Source organism: Actinopolymorpha sp. B17G11 (assembly GCF_040196095.1).
Classification (GTDB): domain Bacteria; phylum Actinomycetota; class Actinomycetes; order Propionibacteriales; family Actinopolymorphaceae; genus Thermasporomyces.
This window is the reverse complement of the sequence record NZ_JBEFTW010000014.1, coordinates 69156-93618: the sequence shown is the minus strand read 5'-3', so window position 1 is coordinate 93618 and position 24463 is coordinate 69156. Positions and strand designations below refer to the sequence as shown.

General features: G+C 67.9%; 17 protein-coding genes. 9 read left to right on the top strand and 8 right to left on the bottom strand.

What is annotated here, in order from left to right; all coding sequences use genetic code 11:
- Window positions 1–87: 87 nt before the first annotated feature.
- Together ABN028_RS16465 and ABN028_RS16460 are read right to left on the bottom strand one after the other, a co-directional pair.
- Window positions 88–618, bottom strand: a complete 531-nt coding sequence (locus ABN028_RS16465) for a hypothetical protein (RefSeq protein WP_349328677.1) — start codon at window positions 616–618, stop codon at window positions 88–90.
- A gap of 94 nt (window positions 619–712) precedes the next feature.
- Window positions 713–1696 carry an aldo/keto reductase gene (locus ABN028_RS16460; RefSeq protein ID WP_349697187.1) on the bottom strand — a complete coding sequence of 328 codons (984 nt, stop codon included), beginning with the start codon at window positions 1694–1696 and terminating at the stop codon, window positions 713–715.
- An 830-nt stretch (window positions 1697–2526) separates the two neighbouring features.
- Between ABN028_RS16460 and ABN028_RS16455 the strand changes: the two genes are divergently transcribed.
- The 7 genes from ABN028_RS16455 (at window position 2527) to egtD (ending at window position 11547) form a co-directional block, all read left to right on the top strand.
- A complete protein-coding gene (locus tag ABN028_RS16455; protein WP_349697186.1) occupies window positions 2527–2805 on the top strand; it encodes a hypothetical protein in 279 nt (92 codons plus the stop codon).
- Between the two features lie 146 nt (window positions 2806–2951).
- Complete coding sequence (locus ABN028_RS16450; protein WP_349328681.1) at window positions 2952–4046, top strand: HupE/UreJ family protein; 1095 nt, start codon at window positions 2952–2954, stop codon at window positions 4044–4046.
- Window positions 4047–4060: 14 nt separating this feature from the next.
- Complete coding sequence (locus tag ABN028_RS16445) at window positions 4061–6661, top strand: outer membrane protein assembly factor BamB family protein (RefSeq protein WP_349697185.1); 2601 nt, start codon at window positions 4061–4063, stop codon at window positions 6659–6661.
- Window positions 6662–7022: 361 nt separating this feature from the next.
- On the top strand, window positions 7023–8366 hold the full coding sequence (locus ABN028_RS16440) for a glutamate-cysteine ligase family protein (RefSeq protein WP_349697184.1): 1344 nt from the start codon (window positions 7023–7025) through the stop codon (window positions 8364–8366).
- Window positions 8363–9730: an ergothioneine biosynthesis protein EgtB gene (gene egtB / locus ABN028_RS16435; RefSeq protein WP_349697183.1), complete on the top strand. Its 1368-nt coding sequence runs from the start codon at window positions 8363–8365 to the stop codon at window positions 9728–9730. The genes ABN028_RS16440 and egtB overlap by 4 nt, the downstream gene beginning before the upstream one ends.
- Before the next feature lie 18 nt (window positions 9731–9748).
- On the top strand, window positions 9749–10480 hold the full coding sequence (egtC, locus tag ABN028_RS16430; protein WP_349697182.1) for an ergothioneine biosynthesis protein EgtC: 732 nt from the start codon (window positions 9749–9751) through the stop codon (window positions 10478–10480).
- A gap of 92 nt (window positions 10481–10572) precedes the next feature.
- On the top strand, window positions 10573–11547 hold the full coding sequence (egtD, locus tag ABN028_RS16425) for an L-histidine N(alpha)-methyltransferase (protein ID WP_349697181.1): 975 nt from the start codon (window positions 10573–10575) through the stop codon (window positions 11545–11547).
- Between the two features lie 257 nt (window positions 11548–11804).
- Here the strand turns inward: egtD and ABN028_RS16420 are convergent, their stop codons facing one another.
- Entirely contained in the window at window positions 11805–12905 is a 1101-nt protein-coding gene (locus ABN028_RS16420; RefSeq protein WP_349697180.1) for a CobW family GTP-binding protein, read from the bottom strand.
- Between the two features lie 124 nt (window positions 12906–13029).
- On the bottom strand, window positions 13030–14199 hold the full coding sequence (locus ABN028_RS16415; RefSeq protein ID WP_349697179.1) for an enolase C-terminal domain-like protein: 1170 nt from the start codon (window positions 14197–14199) through the stop codon (window positions 13030–13032).
- A gap of 115 nt (window positions 14200–14314) precedes the next feature.
- Here ABN028_RS16415 and ABN028_RS16410 point away from each other — a divergent pair, with 115 nt between their 5' ends.
- The gene (locus ABN028_RS16410) at window positions 14315–15058 is read left to right on the top strand and encodes a phytanoyl-CoA dioxygenase family protein (protein ID WP_349328692.1); all 744 of its coding nucleotides are present in this window, start codon (window positions 14315–14317) and stop codon (window positions 15056–15058) included.
- 32 nt (window positions 15059–15090) lie between these two features.
- On the opposite strand, the gene ABN028_RS16405 is transcribed toward ABN028_RS16410, so the two are convergent.
- Both ABN028_RS16405 and ABN028_RS16400 read right to left on the bottom strand, forming a co-directional pair.
- The gene (locus ABN028_RS16405) at window positions 15091–16872 is read right to left on the bottom strand and encodes an ABC transporter ATP-binding protein (RefSeq protein ID WP_349697178.1); all 1782 of its coding nucleotides are present in this window, start codon (window positions 16870–16872) and stop codon (window positions 15091–15093) included.
- The gene (locus ABN028_RS16400; protein ID WP_349697177.1) at window positions 16862–18784 is read right to left on the bottom strand and encodes an ATP-binding cassette domain-containing protein; all 1923 of its coding nucleotides are present in this window, start codon (window positions 18782–18784) and stop codon (window positions 16862–16864) included. The genes ABN028_RS16405 and ABN028_RS16400 overlap by 11 nt, the downstream gene beginning before the upstream one ends.
- 210 nt (window positions 18785–18994) lie before the next feature.
- Here ABN028_RS16400 and ABN028_RS16395 point away from each other — a divergent pair, with 210 nt between their 5' ends.
- On the top strand, window positions 18995–19657 hold the full coding sequence (locus ABN028_RS16395) for a hypothetical protein (protein WP_349697176.1): 663 nt from the start codon (window positions 18995–18997) through the stop codon (window positions 19655–19657).
- Between the two features lie 463 nt (window positions 19658–20120).
- Here the strand turns inward: ABN028_RS16395 and ABN028_RS16390 are convergent, their stop codons facing one another.
- Window positions 20121–21254, bottom strand: coding sequence for a LacI family DNA-binding transcriptional regulator (locus ABN028_RS16390; protein WP_349697175.1), 1134 nt, complete (start codon window positions 21252–21254; stop codon window positions 20121–20123).
- 211 nt (window positions 21255–21465) lie between these two features.
- A complete protein-coding gene (locus tag ABN028_RS16385; protein ID WP_349697174.1) occupies window positions 21466–24102 on the bottom strand; it encodes a hypothetical protein in 2637 nt (878 codons plus the stop codon).
- Window positions 24103–24463: the final 361 nt, after the last annotated feature.

The window sequence follows — 24463 nt, the reverse complement described above, 5'->3', positions numbered from 1 at the left end:
GTGGGGCGGCCGCCCTGTCGGCGATAAACCCGTCCGAGGCGACCGGCCAATGATGCGGTGAGGTCCGGGCCGCAGGAGCGGCCGGCGTCAACGATGTGGGCAGATCGAGTCCAGGCTTTCCCGCAGGTTCGCCGCGTTCGTCTCCACCTCGTTCACGGCGGACCTGACCTGCGGCCAGATCTCGGTCGGGCTCTCCCCATCCCGCACGCGCCGCACCGCGCTCCCGAGGTCGGCAACGCTGGCGGACAGGGCAGCGGCCTGCTGCCTGACCTCCCCGGAAGCCGACGCGCGCAGGCGGCGAAGGTCGGCCTGGAGGCGCTTGACCGCCGCCTCAGCGCCATTGATCCCGGTGAAGTCCCGACTCAGCAGGGAGTTCAGAGACTTCCAGACCGCCTCGGCATTCGCGCAGACGGCGTGTGTTCCGCTCGGCCTTGCCGTCGGCGTCACCATGGCACTCGCGGGACTCGCGGGACTCGAACGCTCGGTCGGCTCGGGGCCTTCGCAGGCCATCATCCCCGACCCCAACAAGGTCACCGCGGCAACTCCGGCGACAAGTCGTCGTCGGACACTCCGCGTGTCGTTCGTACCGCCGCCCGTACGACGCACCTCGTAGCCCATGCCACGCTCTCCCTCCACGAGACAGCGCCAGCGTCGAGGCGATCGACGCCGAAGTCGCCCTCCGCAGCGGGTGAGATGGGTCAGGACGTCGTGGCTACCACCGGTCGTGCACCTGTGGGCGGATCAGCTCGTCGTAGACAGCACGGACCGCCCCGTGCGTCGCCGTTGGCAGGGGGGCGAGTCCGGCCGCCCGCGCATTCGACCCGACCTGGGCAGGGTTGCGAGCCCCAGGGATGACGACGCTCACACCGGGCTGGTCGAGAATCCAGCGGAGTGCGAACTCCGCCATCGTGGTCTCGGGCGGCACCAGCGGCAGCAGCCGCGCCACGGCGGCGAGCCCCACCTCGAAGTCGACGCCGGAGAACGTCTCGCCGACATCGAACGCCGCGCCCTGCCGGTTGTAAGTACGGTGATCATCGGCGCCGAACCGGGTCGTTGTGTCGTACCTCCCCGACAGCAGTCCGCTGGCGAGCGGTACCCGGGCGATGATGCCGACGCCCGCTTCCCGCGCCGCCGGCAGCACCGCGTCGAGCGGTTTGAGGCGGAAGGCGTTGAGGATGATCTGGACGCTCGCGACTCCCGGCCGCGCGATCGCGGCGAGTGCTTCCGCACACGTCTCCACGCTGACGCCGTACGCCGAGATCCGCCGTTCGGCGACCAGGGTGTCGAGGTCGTCGTAGACCCGCTGGGAGGAGAAGACCGGCGTGGGCGGACAGTGCAGCTGGACCAGGTCCAGGGTGTCCATGCGGAGGTTCTCCCGGGACCGGTCCGTCCAGGCCCGGAAGTTCGCCAACGTGTAGTGCGCCGGATCCTGGGCGACGCGGCGGCCCATCTTCGTCGCCACGGTGAGGCCGGCATCAGGATGCTCCGCGAGAAACTGACCGATCAGTCGCTCGCTGCGCCCATCGCCATAGACATCCGCCGTGTCGATGAAGGTGATGCCCGCCTCAACCGCCGCCGCCAGCGTCGCCTGCGCGTCGGCGGTGCTGACGTCGCCCCAGCCACCACCGAGCTGCCACGCGCCCATGCCGACGACGCCGACCTTGCGACCGGTACGCCCGAGAATGCGTTCGTCCATGGTCGGAGCCTAGAGGACCCGGCGATACCGGCCCGCGGCACGGGTCAGGCCGCCCCGAGACGCCTCCGGCACGCCGTGTAGAGCTCCTTGACCAGAACGTCCACCAGAGCGGCCAACGCCGCGCCGGCCAGTGCGTACAAGACGGTTTCCACTGCGTGGCCTCCCTCGGCCTCTTCTGTCGTCTTCGGCCGTCGACACAGTGCTCGACGACAACGCTTGACGCTAAGGAGTGTGGGCGGCGAGCAAGGAGCCTTCAGGTGAACGGCAGGAGAATCCGGGTCGAACACAACTCGCCATCTCGGCTTCGAGGACCTTCGGCTCTACAGCATCGCGAACCGACCGTTGAGACTCGTGACGCGAAGGGGGCGGTCATGGCAGATACAACCACGCGTACGGCCAAGCGCTCGGCGAAGCGTCCGACCAAGAAGAGCGCGAACGGACGCACGGCACGGCGTACACCCGCGAAGCGGACCACAGCGAAGCGCGCGGGAGGTCAGCGTGTGGGAGCGAAGCGGGTAGGTGCGAAGCGCACCACCGCGAAGCGCACGACCGCGAAGCGCACGACCGCGAAGCGACAGCCCGCCAAACGGGCCACGACCGGTAGAACGGCGAAGACCACGGCCAAAAAGTCCAGTGGGCGTCGCGGCGCCGCGAAACGAGCACAGCGGTTGTCCCCGAAGACATCGGGCAGACGGCCTTCTACAACGGTCGACGTGCCGGTTCCCCATCCGACCATGCCGCATCTGGACTTCTGGCACTTTCCGCTACCACGCTCCCTCGCAGGCTCGCTCGCCCGACTGCCACGTCCCTCGATGCCACGGATGCCACAGATGCCACGGATGCAGCTTCCGCGGATGCCGGACGGTAAGCCGAACGGGCGGGCCGGTCAGATGCTGTGGTACGGCGGGCTCGCGGCAGTCGCGGCCATGGGGGTCGTCGAGTGGCCGGTGGCCGCCGTGGTGGCGGCTGGCTCGTACGTCGTCGACCGGCGGATGAAGGCGGCTCGGCGGACGAAGCCGGCGGACGCCCAGAGAACTGGTAGGCGGAAAGAGTCCGGGACCCGAACGCGCACGCGCGCGGCGACCGGCAGGTCACGTCGTCCGCAGTAAGAACGGCCCGTCCCGGTATACAAGCATTGTCGCTGTCAACACACCGGGCAAACCTGGTCGGGATATTTCCGGACACGAGATGTTCATGTGTCCGTTTCTGATCCATCCCTCGAACTGGCTAATTGTCTCGCCTATTCTCCAGGGCTGTGATCACCCGGGGTCGGTGGTATCTCGTCGTCGTCGCCATGGCCTGTGCCGTGTGCGCGCCCACGTCCGCACTCGCTCATGTGCGTTCGTCAGAAGGGACCTCCGTCATCCGTCAGGATGGCGAGCACGTGCGGTTCGTCACGACTTTGGAGTACGACGTGCTCGCCGCGGCCGCCGGCCTGGCCGCTCCGGCGAGGGGCGACACCGACGCCGGACGTGCTCAGCGAATGGTGGATCGGCGCGAGGAGTTGGCGCGCTATCTCTCCGGTCGGGTGACAGTTTCACTGGACGGAGTTGAGTGCGAGGGCGAGTTCGAGAACGCCGGCCTGGTCCATCGCCAAGGGACGCCGTACATCGAAAGTGCCCTAGTATATCAGTGTCCCGGCAAGCCAGACGGCAGCTATCGCGTGCGTTACGGAGTCTTCTCCACCGAGGACGCTGTGGTCGACAATCACACCAATGTCGTCGACTACCAGATCGGTGGCACGAGCGGGGTGTTCGTCTTCGACCAGGGGCACCGGGAGCTCGAAGCGGGGCGTACTGCCGTCCTCACCGCACTCGGCCGGTTCGTCGTCATGGGGGTCGAGCACATTCTCGGTGGCTTCGACCATGTGCTCTTCCTCGCCGTCCTGCTGATCGGCGCGCGCGGCCTGGGCAGTGTCGTCAAGGTAGCCACCAGTTTCACCGTCGCCCACAGCCTCACCCTCGCGCTCGGCGCGGTCGGCCTGGTCGAGGTCCCGGGTCAGGTCGTCGAACCGCTGATCGCGTTGTCCATCGCCTACGTCGCGGCCGAGAACATTCTCGGTGGTGAGTCGCGCCATCGGCTGGGCATCGTGTTCGGGTTCGGGCTGCTGCACGGCCTCGGCTTCTCCAGCACCCTGAACTTCACCGACGGGTTGACGCCACGACTCATCGGTTCCCTCGCGAGCTTCAACCTCGGCATCGAGCTCGGCCAGGTCCTGCTCATCTGCGTTCTCTTTCCGCTGCTGCTGTTCATCCGTCGTTTCGCCTGGTCTTCCATCGCCCACACCGTCGCGACCACGGTGGCCGCGATGCTCGCCATGACCTGGTTCTTCCAGCGTCTCCTCACCTGATCGGAGCACCAGACATGGGAACGACAAACGGTCTCGGTGGCGTGCGCGGCGCGCCTGCGTCGGCGCGACTCGTGCTCGGAGCCAGCACAGGAATTCTGGCTGCGCTGGTCCTCGCCCCACCACTCACACCCGTGATCGCGCAAGCGGTCGACCCGACCGCCGCAGGGGTGACCGGCGTCGTCTACCGCGACAGCAACGGCAACGGCCAAAGGGACGCGGGCGAGCCCGGAATCCCGGACGTGAGCGTTTCCGACGGTGCCAGGACGGTCCAGACCGACGACCAGGGCGGCTACTCGCTCGATGTGGACGTCGACCGGCGGATCACCGACATCATCTACCTCAGCAAGCCGGCCGGCTACGCCGTGGCGACCGACGAGTTCAAGACACCGCAGTTCTACCGGACCCTCGGTGAGCTCGCCGACGGCGCGAGTGTCGAGGCGGACTTCGCGCTACGTCCCGACCCGAACTTGCGCCAAGGTGACTTCACCTTCGCCAACGTCGCGGACACCCACGTCAACCCAAACGTCGCCGCCCAACTCCAGCAGATCAACGACACCGCGCAGGACCTGGCGTTCGTCCAGATCAGTGGCGACCTCACCAACAACGCCACCGACGCGGAGTTCGAGTCCTACCTGCGGTCCACGGCCGCGTCGGCTCTACCGGTGTGGCCAGCGGTCGGCAACCACGAGTACTTCAACGGCGGCGAGCCGACCTACCCGGCGCGGATCGACAACTACCGCAGGCACGTCGGCCCGGAGTGGTACTCCTTCGGCTACGGCGACCGGCACTTCGTGGTGCTCGAGAACAACGGCGCAGCCCCGTTCGAGGAGCAGCACGCCTGGTTGCTGCAGGACCTCCAGACCCACGCGGAGGACAAGCGTGTCGTGGTGCTCATGCACCAGCCGATGAACGTGCCGTTCGGCTCGCCGACCGCCTACGACGCCTTCCAGCAGCTCTTCGAGTCCTACGACACCGAACTGGTCCTGGTCGGCCACGAGCACTCCAACCAGGCCGACCTGACCTGGGTCAAGGGCGCCCGCCACGTGCAGACGAACTCCAGCTCCTACACGATCGACCACAGCCCGCGTGGGTTCCGTTACGTCCACATGCGCGGGAAGGGCTCGGACAACCCGTTCCGGATGTACGGAGTGGACCGCGCGCTGACGGTCACCAACCCGGGGCCGGACAGTGAGGTGTCGGCGAGGGCGCTGAAGGAGATCCAGGTCAACGCGTACCACACCGCCGACGAGGTGCGGCAGGTCCGCTACCGGCTCGACGGCGGAGGCCAGTGGCGCGACCTCGCGCGCTCCGGCGATTTCACGTGGTACGGCGGCTACCCGTCCAGTGCTCGTTCGCCAGGCAAGCACCGGGTGGACGTCGAGGCCGTCGCGTCCGGTGGCGCACGGTGGAAGACAACGACGACGTACACGGTGACCGACGCGGCACCGCCCACGATCCAGGCGGGTGCCGACTGGCCGCAGTTCCATGGCGACCCGAGTCACAGCGGGGTCGCCTCCGAGGTGCTGGCACCGGGGCTCGACCTTGCCTGGACCTATCGCACGCCGGGCGCGATCCTCACCGGTTCCCCGGTCATCGCCGGGGGAATCGCCTATGTCGGCACGCGCGATGAGAACGACGTCAAGACCAACGCCGTCCATGCGGTCGACATGACGACGGGTAAGCGGGTCTGGTCCGCGCGCACCGATGCCTCGGTGCACGGCACTCCCGCGGTCGCCGACGGGTTGGTGTTCGTACCGACCCTGAATGCCACGCTGTACGCCTTCGATGCAAAGACCGGTGCGCTCCGGTGGAAGCGGGAGGCGGAGGCCGCGGATCCGCCGGCCATCCAGCGGAAGTACTCCTACTACTCCCCCGCGGTCGCCGACGGGAAGGTCTACTGGCCCTACCAGACGCGACACGGTGCGGCGAGCCGTGGCCTGCTGGCCGCCCTCGACACGAAGACCGGCACTCCGGTCTGGGAGTCACCGATGACCGGAGCGACGATGAGCGACGGGACCCCGGCGGTGGCGGACGGGCGCGTCTACGTCGGCAACGAGACCGCCGACCGCGTGATCGCCTACGACGCCGCCACCGGGCAGCAGTTGTGGGTCGCCACGGCCCGCCTCGGCGGCTGGCAGGACGGAACGCCGATGGTGGCCGGCAACCGGCTTTTCATCGGCTCGAACAACGGCCTCATCGCACGAGACGCGACGACGGGCGCCGACCTGTGGACCTACCGGAGCCCGGGGCCGTCGTTCATTCCACAGAACGCGACACCGGCGACACCGGCAGTTGTCGAGGACACTGCCTATGTCGGCTTCCCGGACGGCCGGGTGACGGCACTCGACGTCAGTACGGGTGCGGTCGTGTGGAGTGTTCTGCTGCCGGGCAAGCCGTACCTCGGTGGCGTCCTGTCGGCTCCCGCGGTCAGCGGTGACACGGTGTACGTCGGGTCCAACGGCGGACACGTCTACGCCCTCGACCGGGCGACGGGCAGTGAACAGTGGAGCTACGAGATCGGCACCTGGGTGGCGTCCGGTCCCGCGATCTCCGGAAACGCGCTGCTGGTCGGTGCCTGGGACGGCAACCTCTACGCCTTCGCGGCCAGGAAGTAGGCCAGGAAGCAAGCCAGGAAGCAAGCCAGGAAGTAAGCAGATCAGGAAGCCTCTCGTGCCCTGAATGACCACGTTCAGCATGCTTCTGCCCGTCTACACCGGTGTCGAACACCACGGTCAGATTACGTACGCATGCTGAACGTGGTCATGTGCACGCCGGTCCGAGCCGGTTCGCCGGGTGGGTGCCGGAGTGGTTGTCGGAGGTGGCGGTTAGCGTTTCGGGATGACGCCCAGAGCCGCGGTCGACGCTGCGTCGACCGCACCCGTCAATCAACGCAATCGGCACGAGTCCGCAAACGCTGCGTTAGCCGGACCGCTCAAGGGGCAAGCTGTGCAGGGATCCCGTCGGGAGGTTCAGCAGATGAACGGGTCGACGCAGGTCGCGTCCTGTGACGCCGTACACGGATATGTCGCCGCGATCTGTTTCAAGACCGGCCCTCCGGTGACTGTCGGCGCAGAGCTGGAATGGTGTGTCATCGACGCCACCGACCCCACCCGCGTGATCCCCCTCGACCGACTCCGGAACATCCTCGAGCAGGCCGGCCCCACCCCCGGTGGGAGCACGGTCACCTATGAACCCGGTGGGCAGCTGGAGCTCAGCTCGCCGCCCGCCTTCGGCGTCACCGCCTGCTGGCAAGGTCTTCGGGCCGACATCAGTCACATCGAGCGCATCCTGGCCGACGACGGCCTCACGCTCCTGTGGACCGGCATCGATCCGTACCGGCCACCCGTCCGCCAGATCTCTGACCTCCGCTACGACGCGATGGAGTCCTACTTCGACCGACGCGGCCCCGAAGGTCGGTTGATGATGTGCAGCACCGCGGCCGTCCAGGTCAATCTCGACGCGGGGACGGACGCCGCCGACATCGCTCGTCGCTGGCGCCTGCTCCATGCGGTCGGCCCACCACTCGTCGCGGCGTTCGCCAACTCCTCATGGCATGCCGGCCGGTCCGCCGGGTGCAGGTCGATGCGGCAGGTCGTCTGGCAACGCATCGACCCTGGCAGGACCCGCCCGCCCGTCGGTCCGGATCCGGTCACGGCGTGGGCTGACTACGCCCTCGACGCGGGTGTCATGGTGCGGCGAGGGGGTCCGGACCAGTGGGTCACCAATCCCGGGCACACCTTCCGGCAGTGGCTGACCGGGACGAACGGCAACGGCCACGTCAGCGGCGCGAGCAACGGTCACGGTGCGGGCAGTGTCAACGACAAGGGCCGCCTCAGCGACAACGGCCGCGTCAGCGACAACGGCCGCGTCAGCGGCGCCAGCAACGGACACGTCCGTGCCGCGCCCACGATCGACGACCTCGACTATCACCTCACGACTCTCTTCCCGCCCGTACGCCCACGCGGCTGGTTCGAGGTGCGCTACATCGACGCGCAGCCGGCGGCGTACTGGCCCGTTCCGGTCGCTGTCCTCTCCGCACTGGTCAATACTCCGCGCGCCGGTGACGAGGTCATGGCAGCAGCGGAGCCCGTCGCCGACGCGTGGTGGGACGCCGCCCACCGGGGCCTGGCACATCCAGGGCTTTTCCGCGCCGCCACTGCCTGCTTCGAGACCGCGATCGACAGCCTGCGTGCTGACGGCACCGACACCGCACTCGTCGCCCTCGTCGAGTCCTATCTCGACCGTTACGTCGCGCGCCGCCGATGTCCCGCCGACGACGCCCACCCGTTCGCCCTCGCCCCCGCGAAGGAGTTCCGATGAGCCCGTCCGCCCGCCAGCCCGAGGTCCGTCCCGCGACACCTGCCGACGCGTCGGAGGATGCGTTCAAGGAACTCGTCGCGACCGAGCTCGAACGCGTCCGCACCCGCAGCTACGGGCTCACCACCAGCGTCCTCGACGATGCGGAGCTGGTCCGGCAGCACTCCCGGCTGATGTCTCCCCTGGTGTGGGACCTCGCCCATGTCGGCAACTACGAAGAGCTGTGGCTCTTGCGCGAGGCCGCCGGCATCGATCCGATGCGACCGGAGATCGACACGCTGTACGACGCGTTCGAACATCCCCGCGCGGCCCGGCCGTCGCTACCGTTGCTCGACCCGGCCGAAGCGCATGACTACATCGGCCTCGTCCGCCGCAAGGTGCTCGACTCGCTGGAGACCGTCCGCCTTCCCGGTGACTCCCCCGGCCAGACGCTGCTCTCCGACGGATTCGTCTACCGCATGGTGATCCAGCACGAGCATCAACACGACGAGACGATGCTGGCGACCCATCAGCTGCGGAAGGGCGATCCGGTTCTCCCGGCGACCGATGCCGAACCCGCACCTGTCGACGGCGGCCCGTTGCCGGAGGAAGTGTTCGTCGACTCCGGCGAGTTCGTCATGGGAACGTCGACCGACCCCTGGGCCTACGACAACGAACGTCCTGCGCACACCGTCGACCAACCGGCGTTCTGGATCGACACCACGCCGGTCTGCAACCGCGAGTTCCTCGCGTTCATCGCCGACGGCGGCTATGACGAACCGCGTTGGTGGACGGACACAGGGTGGGAGTGGCGGTGTCGGTCGGGCAAGCGGACTCCGGCGTTCTGGGTGTGCGACGGTGGCACGTGGCTGCGTCGCCGCTTCGGCCACACCGAGCTCCTGCCCATGGACGAACCCGTGCAGCACGTCTGCTGGTACGAAGCGGACGCCTACGCACGCTGGGCCGGCAAGCGGCTCCCCACCGAGGCGGAGTGGGAGAAGGCCGCCTCATGGGATCCGGTGCACGCGACGAAACGGCGCTTTCCTTGGGGCGACGACCCGGCCGGGAACGAACACGCCAACCTCGGTCAGGTCCGGTTCCACCCCGCGCCCGTCGGGTCCTACCCACGCGGCGCGTCACCGGTGGGTGCCCGGCAGATGCTGGGTGACGTGTGGGAGTGGACCTCGACGCAGTTCACCGGACACCCGGGCTTCTGTGTCTTTCCGTACCGCGAATACTCCGAAGCCTTCTTCGGTACGGACTACATGGTGTTGCGCGGCGGATCCTGGGCAACGGATCCGACCGCCTGCCGGGCCACGTTCCGCAACTGGGACTATCCGATCCGCCGGCAGATCTTCGCCGGCTTCCGTTGCGCACGCGACGCCTGACGAACAGAGGACCACCTCATGTGTCGACATCTCGGCTACCTCGGACGCCCAACGGCTCTGCACGACCTTCTCCTCGCGCCACCGCATTCGCTGTCCACACAGGCGTACGCACCCCGCCACCAGGAACACGGACTCGTCAACGTCGACGGCTTCGGTGCCGGTTGGTACGTTCCGGGCCGGACACCGCCCGTGCGCTACCGTCGTGCGGTGCCGATCTGGAGTGACCAGTCCTTCGCCAGCCTCGCACCGACGATCGAGTCCCGCTGCGTCGTTGCGGCCGTGCGTTCGGCCACACCGGGATTTCCGAGCGACGAATCCGGCGCCGCACCGTTCACGCATGACCGGTGGCTGTTCAGCCACAATGGCGCGCTCGCGGACTTTCGTCTTGCCCACAAGGTGTTTCGTGACTCTGCAAGCTGGGTGACCGACGCTCTCGCGCCGATGGACTCGGCCCTGCTGTTCGGTCTCGCGGTCGCACACTGGGAGGCCGGTGCCGGCCTCGGCGCGGGCCTCGCGCAGGTCGTGCACGACATCAGCGCACACGGCGGCGGTGGTCGGCTCAACCTCCTGGCAAGTGACGGCGAGCGCCTGGCGGCGACGACGTCGGGCGACAGCCTTTTCGCGCGTACAGACAACGGATCGGTGCTTCTCGCATCCGAACCGTGCGACACGCGTTCGGACTGGCATCAGGTGCCACCAAGCAGCCTGGTCGAGGCGGACGACGACGGGCTACGCATCATGCCGCTCTAGAAGGGGCACACGTCAACCAGGACCACCAAGAAGACATCCAGATCTGGACCTGTCCGGCAGCTGGCCCGACGATGGAGGATCGTGTGACAGCAATGGGCACCACCGATCGCATCAGCCGCTATCTCACAGCGCACGACCTTGCCGAGAACCTCGCCCGCGATGTCCGGCAGGGGTTGCGGAAGCGACCCAAGGTCCTCCCGCCGAAATACTTCTACGACGCACGCGGCAGTGCGATGTTCGAAGAGATCACCCGACTCGCCGAGTACTACCCGACGCGTGCCGAAGAAGCGATCCTGACCAACTGGGCCACGGAGATCGCCGAGCTTGCCGAGGGTGAGATGCTCGTCGAGCTCGGTTCGGGATCATCGACCAAGACCCGGCTGCTCCTGGACGCCATGCGCACGACCGGGCGCCTGCGGTGGTACGTACCCGTCGACGTCAGTGACACCGCCTTGCAGGGTGCCATGGAGGCCCTTGGCGCCGACTACCCCGACCTGCAGATGCACGGGGTCGTCGCCGATTTCGAGCAACATCTGGAGCACCTGCCGCAGGGCAGTCATCGGATGATCGCGTTCCTCGGCGGCACGATCGGCAACCTCGAACCCGCGCAGCGGGCGGCGTTCCTCGCCGCGGTCCGTGCCGGTCTCAACGACAGCGACCGACTCCTGCTCGGCACCGATCTCGTGAAAGACCCCGACCGCCTGGTCGCCGCCTACGACGATGCCGCGGGAGTCACGGCCAACTTCAACCGCAATGTCCTCTACGTCATCAACCGCGCGCTACGGGCGGATTTCGTTCCGTCCGCGTTCGAGCACGTCGCCGTCTGGGACGCCAAGCACGAGTGGATCGAGATGCGGCTGCGTTCCACTTCGGCACAGACCGTCCGGATCCGCGACCTCGATCTCGAAGTCGTCTTCGAGGCGGGCGAGGAGATGCGAACGGAGGTCTCGGCGAAATTCCGCCAGGAGGGCGTTGAGAAGGAGCTGGCGGCCGCTGGGTTCGCCGTTGAGTCCTGGTGGACCGATCCGGGCAACGACTTCGCCGTGTCCCTTGCCGTGCCCGTGTGAGCCCTTGCGGGACTCTCCCAGGTGTCCCACTGGTGCCCTGCTGTGGCCGGCCCGGCCACACCCCCGACCGCGACCGCGACCTCGGCCGCTGCTGCCGCCGCCTCCGCCGCTGCGGAATGATCACGTTCACGTGATCATTCCCCACGAAACGCGGCAAATCGGCAGCACATCGTTGGTCATTGCCGCGCATCATGCCTCAGGCGTACCGGAGCAGACCCTCGGTTTCTCCGCGATCCGGGTCCATGCGCGCCGGTCGGTCAGGCGGCCTCGTCGATCTCACCGAGCCACTGCGAGAACCCGTCGTCACGTTCCTCCCAGTGGGAGAGCCCGCGGGCGAGTTCGGAGTCGGTCATGAGCACCCCGTCGAACGCCTCCCGCAGCCGCTCGCGCCCGTCGTCGATACCGGTGACAACGATCCGCGTCTGCGGGCTGGTCGCCGACCACCGTCCCACCGTGCCGATGCTGAGCTGGCCGCCGGCACTGTCCCAGCCGCAGACCGCGCGAGGACGGGTGGGCAGCCAAAACCAGCCCCGGCTGCGCTGCTGACCGCCGGCCAGGTCGACGATCCGGTCGTGGAGCCGGGCCGGGTGGACCGGTCGCCACGACGCGAGATCGAGCGTCCATACGCCGTTGTTCTCCCCAGCACCAGACAGCTCCGCCCGCCGGTAGTCCCCGCGGTGCGGGCCACGCGCACCGTGCGCCCGCGCCATCGCCTTCGCGACGTCGAGATCGTGCAGATCGGCGAGCTCCGCCGAGGTCGGGGCGAGGTGCCTGACGACCGTCGCCTCACGGCTGTCCGGGGACGGGCTGCCGGCACTGGCCACGATGTCGGCGCACTCGATCTGGTGGGCGATCACCTCACCCACCGCACGCCGGTCGTCGGTGGTCATCGCAAGGCCGCGCTCGACCAGCAGATCGTCGCCGAACAGATCGTCGACGAGCGAGGTCAGGTCGACAGTCGCGAGCACACCTGCCGGGCTGACCACTGACGCTGCGGACCGTCCGTCGACCACGGCGCCGTGGAGCGCGCTCAGGACCAGGTCCGGCTCCGCCGTGACGGGGAGCGCGAGGACCAGCCGGTCCCAGCGTCCGCTCCGCGCGAGCCGGACGAGCGTGGGCACGACGTCCTCGCGGAGGGCGCAGCTGAGGCAGGCGTGCTCGAGCGGGACAGCGGTGTTCTCCACCACGCCGTCCAGGTCGTAGACCACCCGCCGCAGCGCGTCGTCGCTCGCCAGCCCGTGAAGATCGTGCTGGACGACGACTGAGCGCGGCAGGTCGCAGAGCACGGCGGAGGCCGCGGTGCGCCGGAGTACGTCGTCCATGGACGCGACGACGGTGACTGGCAGCGGAAAAGCCATGAACACCTCCCGCCCGGGATGGAGAACCGGACGACCTCGACCGCTTCAGTCTCCAGTCCGGAACGCCTTCTGCGCAAGACATAAGAGTCCCGATCAACGGTGCCACACGTTGCGTACGCGTGGCTCAGTCGAAGAGGCGGCGGACGAGCGAGTGGAGCGCGGCCTTTCCCTCGATGCCGACGCCGGCACGCTCACACAGGCGTACGCGCCCGGCCTCCACCGGAGCATCGTCCGCGAACCCGCCGAAGGGTTCGAACACGCGGGGGTACGACTCGCACCCGCCGAGCCCGAACGCGCTCGCCACGGCGAGGTTGAACAGGTGCCCCCCGTGCGGCCAGCAGCGGTCAGCGCTCCAGCCGTGCGCGGCGAGGCAGTCGAGCATCGCGGCGTACTCCCCCGCGCCGTAGGAGAGCGACGGATCCATCTGCAGGACATCTCGGTCAGACCGGAGCCCGCCGTGGCGAAGGAGATTTCGTACGTCCTGGACGGCGAAGAGGTTCTCGCCCGTCGCGATCGTGCCGGGGTACGCCTCGGCGGCCACCGCATGGCCGAGATAGTCGAGCGGGTCGCAGGGCTCCTCGTACCACGCGAGGTCGTACGCCGACAACGCCGCCGCGTAGCGAAGCGCCGTGGCCAGGTCGAACCGTCCGTTGGCGTCGACGGCGAGGCGGCAGCCGGCGGGCAGGATCGCGAGGACACCCTCGATCCGGGCGAGGTCCTCGGCCAGCGGGGCCCCGCCGATCTTGACCTTCACCGTGCGGTAGCCAAGGTCGAGGTAGCTCTGGATCTCCTCCCGCAGCGAGCCCAGCGTGCTGTCGGGGTAGTAGTAGCCACCCGCGGCGTAGACCGCCACGTCCTGCGCCGGCGGACCGGGCAGCGCGAAGCGTTGGCGCAGGGCCCGGTGCAGCGGCTGACGGTCCGCCTTCGCGGCGGCGTCCCACAGCGCCATGTCGACGATCCCGGCCGCCACCGCCCGGTCGCCGTGTCCGCCGGGCTTCTCGTTGCTCCTCATGACCGCCCCAGCGGCGACCGGGTCGAGGGTGCCTGACTTGGCGTCGACGAGATCGCCAGGTGCGGCCGCACGGAGGCGCGGGAGCAGCCGCTCGGTGATGATCCCGGTCTGGGCGTAACGTCCGTTCGAGTTGAAGCCGTAGCCCACGACCCGTTCGCCGTCGACGATGGCATCGGTCTCCACCGCGACCACCGACACGGTCATGCGGGAGAAGTCGATCACCGCGTTGCTGAACTGCGAACCGATCGGAGCCTCGGCCACCTTGACATCAAGGATCTTCATGCTTGCATTCTCGGTGGTGCGCGTGTCGTGAACCGAGCGCGTGGGTGGCTGTCGGCGCTGACCGGCCACCCCCTCCGGCCGTCCACACCGGCGATTTCCGAGAGGGTGTCCGACCATGGCCATCTCCGCGACTGACAGCGACCTGACCGTCCGGGCCGAACGCGACGGGTTCTTCCTCGTCGAAGACCTCCTGGACAACGACGAATGCGAACAGTTCGCCAGCAGGCTGCACGACTACGCCGCTGGCGAGCGCCCCTTGCCGGGCGGCGTCTCGCTGCAGCGGGAGCCAGCGGTCGTCAGGAGCGGTTGCGACACCGAGCCCGGCGGCGACGTCCGGAAGATCAGTGGGCTGTTCGGCGACGATCTGTTCCGTACGCTCATCTCTCACCCGTCGGTGACGACCCGCCTGAACACCCTTCTCGGTGCGCCCCTTCGCCTGTTCCGGGCGGACGCCTTGATGAAGCCGGCGGCTGTGGGGTCGCAGAAGGGGGTCCACCAGGATTCGCCGTACTGGCCGATCGAGCCCATGTCGCTGTGGTCGTGCTGGGTTCCGTTCGATGACGCGGCGGCCGACAACGGTTGCCTCGTGGTCGCGCCGGGCAGCCACCGGGGCGGGCCGGCGCCGCACGTCTCCACGCAGGACGACTTCGTGATCCCCACCGAGCACCACGACCCGGCGAGGCTGGTCGAGGTACCGATGAGGCGCGGGACCGGGCTGTTCTTCCACAGCCTGCTCGTCCACGGCAGCGCCGCCAACACCTCCGGCCGCCCACGCAGGGCGGCGACGATGAGCTACTTCGGGCCGGGGCACAGGTTCACCGGCGAGGGCGAGGCACCGTCGTATCCGCTGATCGGCTGAGACCGGCACCCAGCCCGGCCGCCGCACGCCGTCTACCGGTACGAGCTCGCCTGCAGCGTGTAGAGGTCGGCGTACAAGCCGCCCGCGTCGATCAGCTCGTCATGGCTGCCCGCTTCGCTCACGGACGCGTCCTGGATGACGAGGATGAGGTCGGCCGTACGCACCGTGGAGAACCGGTGGGACACCAGGACGGTGATCATCCCGTTCGCCGCCCCGGCCCGGGCGGTCGTGGCGTAGCTCTCGAACAACGCGTGCTCGGTCGGCGCGTCCAGGCTCGCGGTCGGTTCGTCGAAGAACACCACCAACGGGTCGGTACGCATCAGAGCCCGGCCGAGGGCCAGCTTCTGCCACTGCCCGGTGGAGAGGTCGACGCCATCGGCCCAGCTCGACCCGAGCTGCGTGTCGATACCGCCGGGCAGGGTGGGTACGACGTCGGCGGCACCGGCTCTGCTCAGGGCCGAGGTCACCGCCGCGTCGTCGTCGCGGTGCGCCAGGTCGCCCAGCCCCACGGCCTCGCGGGCAACCAGCTCGAACCGGGCGAAGTCCTGGAACGCCGCCGAGAGGCGGGCCCGCCACTTCCGCACGTCGAGGGTGGCGAGGTCGGCACCGTCGACGAGGATCCGGCCCCGGGTCGGTTCGTACATCCGGGTGAGGAGTTTGACCAGGGTGGTCTTGCCGGCGCCGTTCTCGCCGACGACGGCGACGACGGAGCCCGCCGGCAGCGTCAAGGAGACGTTGCGCAGGACCCACGCCTCGGTGCCGGGATACCGGAACCACACGTCCTCGAACACGATGCCGGCGGTCAGGCGTTCCGGCGCGGGTTCGGCACCGGCCCGTCTCGCCTCGTGGCTCTCGGCGAAGTCCTGCAGCCACAGCAGCCGCCCGGCCGCGCGCAGCGTCGCGCCGAACCTCGCGGACATGTTGATCGGCCACATCACGTAGGTCTGCAGCTGCTGGCAGAGCACGATCGTCGCCGCGACCTCCCCCAGGCTGGCCTCGCCGCGGGTCGCCCGCCACACCATGAAGAGCAACGCCGCGCCGAAGCCCACCGCGAAGACGAGGTCACGGAAGCTGACCGCCAGGCCCCAGCGTCGTGCCGCCCGCAGGACAGGTCCACGGGCCGAGACCCAGGTGTCACGCACCCGCCGAGCGATCTCGTCCTGGAGGCCGAAGACCCGGATCTCCATGCCCGCGTTCCGGTCGTAGGAAAGCCTCCGAAGGTGTCGGGCGAGTCGGCTGGGGGTCGCGGAGCGCTCCTCCGCGGTGCGCTGCCAGCGCTGGTTCCACACGGCGAGCGGCAACCCCGGGAGGACGAAGAGCACGAGGACCAGCAGCAACGGATGGAGGTAGAGCAGGACCACCAGGCTCGACACGCCCACGACGAAGGCGTTGGCGGCGTTGACGAGGCTGTTCATCGAGGCGCCGAGCACACCCTGGTTCTGGCGCAGCAGCTCGAGCCGGTCCTGGTAGTCCGCGCGTTCGTGGTGGTCCAGCCCCGGCAACGCCGCAGTGAGTCTCGCGATCTCCCGGTCGAAGGCGAACCCGACCCGCTCGGACAGGACCAGGCGCAGCTCGTTTCCGACCGAGGTCAGCCCCTGGAACATCGCCTGTGAGACCACGATCGCGGTAAGGGCCACCACGGCCTGGGCCGCGTCCTTGTCGACCACCGCGTCGACGAGGAGCCCGATCAACAGGGCGAGGAACGCGTTGGCCACCTGACCGAGCGGCTCCAGCAAGGCACCGACCGACAGCCACCGGCCGGCCCGGAAGGCCGTACGCACCAGCAGGACGAAGCCCCGCCACCTATCCCGCATCACTCGCCACCTCCTCCCCCTGCGGCTGGCCGTCGGGGTCGGGCGCGGCGGCGAAACGCTGCGCCTGCAGGGCGAACATCCGTGCGTACCGTCCACCCGAGGCGAGCAGCTCGTCATGCGTACCGTCCTCGCACACCCTGCCGCCGGCGATGACGACGATCCGGTCGGCATGCCGCACGCTGGCGAGCCGGTGCGACACGAGGATGGTCGTGACGTCGCGCGTCAGGTCCAGGAAGCGGTCGAAGAGCTCGGTCTCGGCGCGGACGTCGAGGGCCGCCGTGGGTTCGTCGAGGACGAGCAGGCCGGCGCCGCCCTGGATCGCGAGCAGGGCACGGGCGAGGGCGACCTTCTGCCACTGCCCGCCCGACAGATCCTGGCCGTTGTCGTAGCCCCTGGACAGCACCGTGTCCCAGCCGACCGGCAGCTGGTCGGGGAGTTCGCCCCCGCCGGCCGCGGAAAGGGCGTCGTCCAGGGCCTGCTGGTCTGTTGTCAAGGCGAGGTTGCCGAAACCGACGTTGGCGCGCAGCGGCAGTTCGTAGCGTACGAAGTCCTGGAAGATCACGCCGATCCTGCCCACGCCGGCGGGATCGCTCGGAGCGACGCCGGAGGAGTCCACGCGGGCCCGAGTGTCCGTCAGCATGATCCGGCCGGCATCGGGGTCGTACAACCCACAGAGGAGTTTGATCAGCGTGGTCTTACCGGCGCCGTTCTCGCCGACGATCGCGAGCGACTGGCCGGCCGGGATCTCCAGATCCAGGCCGTCAAGGACGGGTTGCGTCCGGGCGCGGTAGGTGAAGCGCACACCCTCGAACCGCACTCCCACCGGACCGCGCCGAGCGGCGCCACGCGCAGGCGCCCCGCCTGGTTCGAGACCTCCGCCAGCGAGCTGGTCCTCGAGATCCTTGACCTGCCGGGCTGCCACCGCGGCGCGCCCGATGGCCCACTGCGGATCGCCGACCACGCCCACGCCGTCTGAGTTCATGATCGCCTGGGCGTACACCACCACGAGTGCCACCGAAACCCCTCCATGGAACGCCGACCAACCGAGCCAGCCGTAGGCGGCCGCCTGGGCCACGACCAACGCGGCAAGGGGTGGCAGGATCTCGCGCATCGAGGCCCGGCGGCGGCGCCACACGTCACCCATCGCCGCCAGCCAGGTCTCGGCATACCGTCCGACCAGCCAGTCGGCGAGGCCGAAGATCCTGATCTCCTTGGCCGGTGCGGGTTCGATCGCCAGGCTCCTCAGGTAGCGCGACCGGCGCATGCTCGTGCTCGCGATCGCCGCGCCGAGCTCCCCTCCGTGGGCGACCCAGGAGACGAAGCCCGCATTGAGGATCCGCCAGCCGACCAGGAGGACCAAGGGCACCCACCAGGCAAGACCGAACAACAGCGCCAGTGCGGCCGCACCCGTGACGCGGTACTGCACGACGAACCGGAGGTTCTGCACTGTGGTCAGGTGACCGTCCGCGCGTTCGACCTCCTCGAGCGCCGCGATCTCGCCCGCGACCGTCGGGTCCTCCAACCCGGCGATCCCGCGTACTCGCAGGGTGGCGCGAGCAACCGTCTCGTGGACGGCCAGGGCGTAGCGGTCGTCCAGCGTCTTCGCGCGGTACTCCGCGAGCGCACCGACCACCGAGCCCGCCGCGAACGCCACCACCACCAGTGCGATGGCGAGCACGACGCGAGCACCGGCCGGCGAGTTCAGGCCCTCCCGAACCGCACCGGGCACGGCGTCGACGAGCAGGCCCGTCGCGAGCATGACCGCGATGGGCAGCAGGCCCTGCAGGACCGTCAGCAGGCCGAGGGCGACGGTACGCCCGCGTCCAGCCCGCCACAGCAGACCGAGCAGCGCCTGCCAGCGTCGCCGGCGGTCGAGTCTCACAACCCACCAGTCGTGCATTCGGCGCCGCATCGCCGATCCTCCTCACCAGCTGGGCACCCGCCGCGCCAGCCTTTCAGCGTTGCGGCGTGCCAGGACAGTGTTGGTCCTCGGCCGAGCCGTCCATATCCGGTCACCGGACCGTCCGGACGACTTACCGTGGGCTGAGGCACACCGCGGCGGATCGAGGGTTCGCGCGGGTGAGGGGGTCCGGTGGTACACGGTCGGGGCACGTTGGCCTGGATGCTGGGCGCCTTCCTCGTGACGTTCATCCTGACCCGTGTCGTCACGCGGCTGATCAGGGCCGGACGCGGCCCCTTCGGCAACGCCAAGATCGGCAACGTCCACGTCCACCACGACGTGTACGGCATCTTCCTGATGATGTGTGCCGGCGCCGGAGAGTTCGTCTACCGGCCACCGCCGCCGTGGCTGCAGGTTCTCGCCGTCGCCTTCGCGTGCGGCGCCGCTCTCACGCTCGACGAGCTGGCGTTGTGGCTCTACGTGAAGGACGTCTACTGGGCGCGGGAAGGGCGTACGTCCGTCGACGCGGTCCTCGTCGCCGCCTGCGTAGGTGGCCTGCTGCTCCTTGGCGCCAACCCCTTGAGCGACGAAGCCGAGACCGACCCGAGCGTCTGGGCCGCGACGACGACCATCGTCGGCAACCTCGCGTTCTCGTTCGTTGCCCTCATGAAGGGAAAGATCAGCACCGGCCTGATCGGCATCGTCGTACCGCTGATCGCTCTGGTCGGAGCGATTCGCGTCGCGAAACCGCACTCGCCGTGGGCACGGAAGTGGTACCACGCGGGCTCGAGCCGACTGTCCAGATCGCGGGAGCGGTTCCCGGCGGACGAACGGACGTGGTGGGAGTCGGTCAAGGACAAGATCGGCGGCTTCACCCAGACCTGACATGGCAAGCGCGACCTAGGCCGTGGCTGGGTCGAGTTCACGGTCTCCGGCATGTCGGAGCGGCACTGGTGATCGCCGGATTCCACGTCGGCCGAGCTATCCAACTCACCGACCGAGCCGCCGTCGAGATCGGCGCGCTACTCTCCGAAGCGGCCCAGACCATCCGTGCCAGCGGAGTTCACACTGTCGTGGCAGAGGCCGGCACGATACTTCGCGTGGAGCCTGACCTTGTAGTCGAGGTCAGCGCGGACGCCGCCAGGGGCCTGCATGCGAGGGCGGCCAGACGTGCGCCGCGTCACGCCGCCTTGATTCTCATAGCGAGGCAGTTCCCAGAACCGTGGCCGGCCAGCGGGGGCCTGTTCTTCACGTACGGGGTGACGCCGAAGTCGTCCATACGCGGCAGGTGCAGCAGCATCGTGTGTACCTGCTGGTGCGTTCGACCACGTGATTGGGTGGCCGATTTTCAAAGAGCGCCAGTGGCCTGCTCTTCAAAGAGTCCTGACAGCTTCGGGGCTGGGCCGGTAGATGCGCGGATGACTAGTTCGCTGGCGACATGTGTCTGGTTGGGGACTTGGCCGCCGTCGATGATTTCCAGCAGTGCGCGCGTGGCGGTTTGACCCCACACTTCGAGGTCGCGTCGGACGGTAGTGAGCCCGGGCGAGGAGTAGGCGGCGAGGTTGATCTCGCTGTATCCAGTGATCGAGACGTCGCCTGGTACTGCCAGGTTGTTGTCGGTGAGGGCTGACATTCCGCCGATGGCCATCAGGTCGTTGCCGTAGAAGATGGCGGTGGGTGGATCGTCCGCGCGAAGCAGCCGTACGGTGGCGGCCGCACCACTAGCGGCAGTGAAGTCTCCCTCCACTTCCGCCTCCGGTTGGAGGCCGGCTTGGCGAAGTGCGGCGCGCCAGGCCGTGCGCCGGACGCGGGAGTGGATGTAGGCCAGTGGTCCGGATACGTGGGCGATTCGGGTGTGTCCCAGGTCGATGAGATGTTGGACGAGTTCCGTCGTCATGCGGCGGTCGTCGGGGCCTACGACGGGGAAAGGGCAGGAGCGGCCGGCCGGGCCCAGGGCGACAGTGGGGACACCCAGCTGCGACAGCAGCGAAATCCGCGGATCCTTCCATCGAGTGTCGGTGAGGATGAATCCGTCGACTCTCCGACCTCCGACTAGACTGCGGTAGGCGTGATCCTCCTGCTCTGCACTCTCGACGACACGGAGCAGGAGTGCGTAGTCGTGGCGGGCGAGGACGTGCTCCACTCCGGCGATGAACCCGGCGAAGAAAGGGTCGGCAGCCAGCAGGTGGGCTGGCCGACTGAGGACGATCCCCACCGCGTACGAACGCATACTGGACAGGCTCCGGGCACCAGCGTTGGGAACCCACCCGAGCTCGGCTGCTGCCGCGCGGATGCGTTCCGCGGTGGCGCGCCCGACCCCTGGACGGTCACCGAAAACCAGGGAGACGGCGCCATTCGATACCCCGGCACGCCGCGCAACATCCCCGATGGTCGGTCGCCGACCGCGGGTGCCGGTGACTACGGCCGATCCGGTGTGCGCCTTCTGTGGCGCCGCCCCCTCGGGTCCGACGACCTGGTTCATGGCCACCCACCCACTTCCCCGATGCACTGAAGGGTCTAGCCCTTTTCACTGTAGACGGCGGCCAAGGTCATTGGCGGGGGTGGCATCCGACGCGCTGACAGCCTCGGCTCGATTGCCGGGTTAACGAATGGGAAGTCACTGGCCGGACGCCGTGGTCTTCACTTTCGCCCGATCCGTGAGGTCGTCGGAGTAAGCGATGAGATCTGTCCCCTCAAAACGCTGCGGAGCCACAGCTAAGTGGGAGGGGCACGGTTTCGCCGACTGCGACCGCAACTTCCCGACAATCGGGAATCTCGCGTACGAGGCTGCCGCCGCACCGCACCGTACCTGACTCTGGTTCGACACGGAGGTTCAGTGTTCGGCCGCGAAGGCGCAGGTTCGACACGCCACCTTCACCGGAGTGGAATCGGACCAGGTGCGGCCAGCCTTGGTCCATTCGGTAGCCGTTGTTCATCATCACCATGTCCATGGCGAAGCCGGCACCGAAGAAGGATGGCCTTACACCGCGCGGTTCGGGGAACTCCCATTCGAAATACACCTCGGCGAACATGTTCGCTCTGGTGGTGTCACGTACCGCCACGTTGGCCAGCTGAAGAGCCTCACCCTGCATGCCTTGGTCGAGCAAACCGTAGATGGTGTAGCTGATGTCGGAGTACTTGGGGTAGGCGAAGTTGCCGAATGGCTCCTGCGGTTTGAACTCGGCGGTGAACCGTCGCTTGAGCCCATCGAGTTGGCGCTGGCTGTTGTCGTTCCATAGGTCCAGATGCAGTCCGCTGGTGATCCACAACGTACCGCCGCGGTTCCGCGCCCCGGTGTCTGTGTAGTAGTACTCGACCGGTTCGCTATCGGGAGTCTCCCAGAACCATGCAAGGTACTCGTTGAAGTACTCTCGTCGCTGGCTCTCCCAGAACTCGATGTCCTCATCGAATTCCAGTATGTCCGCGATGTCACGAGCATACTTCATGTCGATGAGAACGGAAACGACGAAACCGGCGTCCTTCTCATGTGGGTTGTCGTGGTCGCCGTGGATCCAGCGGGGGTTATCCTTCTTCCAAATAAGGTGTCGCTTCAGTGAGGGGTAGATGTCCCTCAACCTGTTCTGGTCGCCGCTCAGGTGGTAGAGAACCATCGCCGTCTGCGCGGCGCGAGTAGGTAGCACCTCACCCGCCAGGGCCCCTGTTTCGTCGACGAGGGACATCAAACCGCGGAAGGCGTTCCACGCCACTGCAGGGTCTGCATAACCGTAGAACTGTATCTGCAGCATGCTCTCCCAGGTTGCGGACGCGCTCGCTTGAGGAGCGCCAAAGGCCCACATAGACGGCTTCCCCGTTGCGAGCTGGGGGTATGGGAAGTCGACCTCTGGCATGGGTGGCAGCACGTTGGCTGCGGCGAAGATCCATGCTTTGTAGTAGGTGTCTCGGACCTGATCAGGGGTAACCTCTGGGCAGCCTTCTCGTGGGCAGCCCGCAGGTGCGGCCACGAGGTCAAAGACGGCGGGATGAGGCACCTGGCACTGCAGGTACCTGGTCCAGGAACGCTCCTGCATAGCGCGCAGGATGGTCCAGTCACCGCGGCGAGCTGTCGCAGTAGCTCGCCCTACCGCCACGTCGGCACCTTCCTGGCTTGTCGCGAAGCCCAGCGCTATGGGAAGCGGTCCATCGGACGCCGCCGTCAGCTCCACCGCCCAGTATCCCTCACTGCCTGGGGAATCCACGGCACCTGTGTCGCTGAGAAAGTCAACCAGGCGCGGGTAGTACTCGAGCTTCCCAGACGACGCGTCAGGAAGTGCCACTGCATAGGTGTAAGCGTCGGCCGCCACGGTGAGCACGCGGGCACTCCCGTCCCAGGACACATCACCCTTGTACCGGCCACCAATCAACCAACCCAGATCCGTCGGGTCTGGGAGATCGAATGACAGTGACCGAAGTAGCGTGTTCTCATCAGCGAAGTAGTCGTGCAGCTCGACCGAGGCGCCACTTTCGTACTCTGCGGTGGCGGGAAGCTCATGCGGCAGCCAGGCGGTCTCGAACGACTGAGCGTCCTCAACGGCACTGCGTACGCCGACGATTCGGACGTAGTCGAACTTCGCAGGCTTCTCCCATACGGCGACGACCAGGCGGACTCGGAACCGTTTCGTGCCCTGCCATCCGGTGAGCTTACGTAGGTCATAGGTGAATTGGCCTTGGTCGTTGGTGTCGCCTTGGATGGTGATGTCGGCGCCGCCGTCGTTGACACGCAGCGCCCAAGCGTCGGCCAGTTCAGTGATCGATACCTCGATATACGGGCTCTCGTCCAGGTCAACCTCGACCCAGCGCTGAACTGAGCCCCACCAGTTGCTGGCATCCGCACTGAGGTTGAGGCGCAACTGACCGTCTGAGACAGTCGCCTCCAGACCCGGATCGGCGGTCCAGTCCTCGCTAAGGCTCTCAAACTCGTCCGCCCAGGCCACGTCGAGTCCGCCGGTGCGTCCTTCCGGCTTCCGGTACAACATCAGCGTGTCGAGGAGGCGGTGCGCACGAGCGGCCGCGTAGTAGCCCACATGAAGTGGAAGGTGTGAGCCGTTGTTGTACTCCGCCGGCCGAAGGCTCGTGTTGAAGTCGAACGGATTGACCACCAGGCGGCTGCCGGAAAGGCTCATCCATCGCCTTTGCAGGTCGCCCGTCTCACGAAGGTCCGCACTGCGCGGCGGCTTCGACAGTGAACCCGCAGACGTCGCATCGGCATCCGCCCAGGCGGACCATGGACGCGCCAGACCACCCAAGGCCAACAAGGCAGAAGCTGCACCGGTCCGCGCCACGAAGGTCCGTCGCGTGGTGCGCGCTCGTCCGCCTGCTGTTGGTGAAGTCACGTCAGCTCCTAGCCGTGGTAGCTGCGGCAGGCGGCGGCTCAAGCACGGCTCCGCACCGGCGCACAACTGGCTCACTTAAGCGTTTTAGTAGTTGGTGTTTAGGGAACGTAGAAGGGCTTTCAGCCACTGTCAACGGCCGCCGCGTCAACGTCCAACAACGGACGCGAGGCAACACCCCGGCCAGCTGCCTCAGCGGCTGACAATCGGCAGCGAGCGCGAGCAGTCTCCCTCCCGCAACGACGCTCTCGCACGCAAGGATGCCGTCAGGAACCGACAGGTAGGCCTACCGCAAGATCTGGCTAGACCGCCGCCACTGAAGGGAACGGCGGTCATGGGACCGAGCAGCCAGAGCAACCACTGG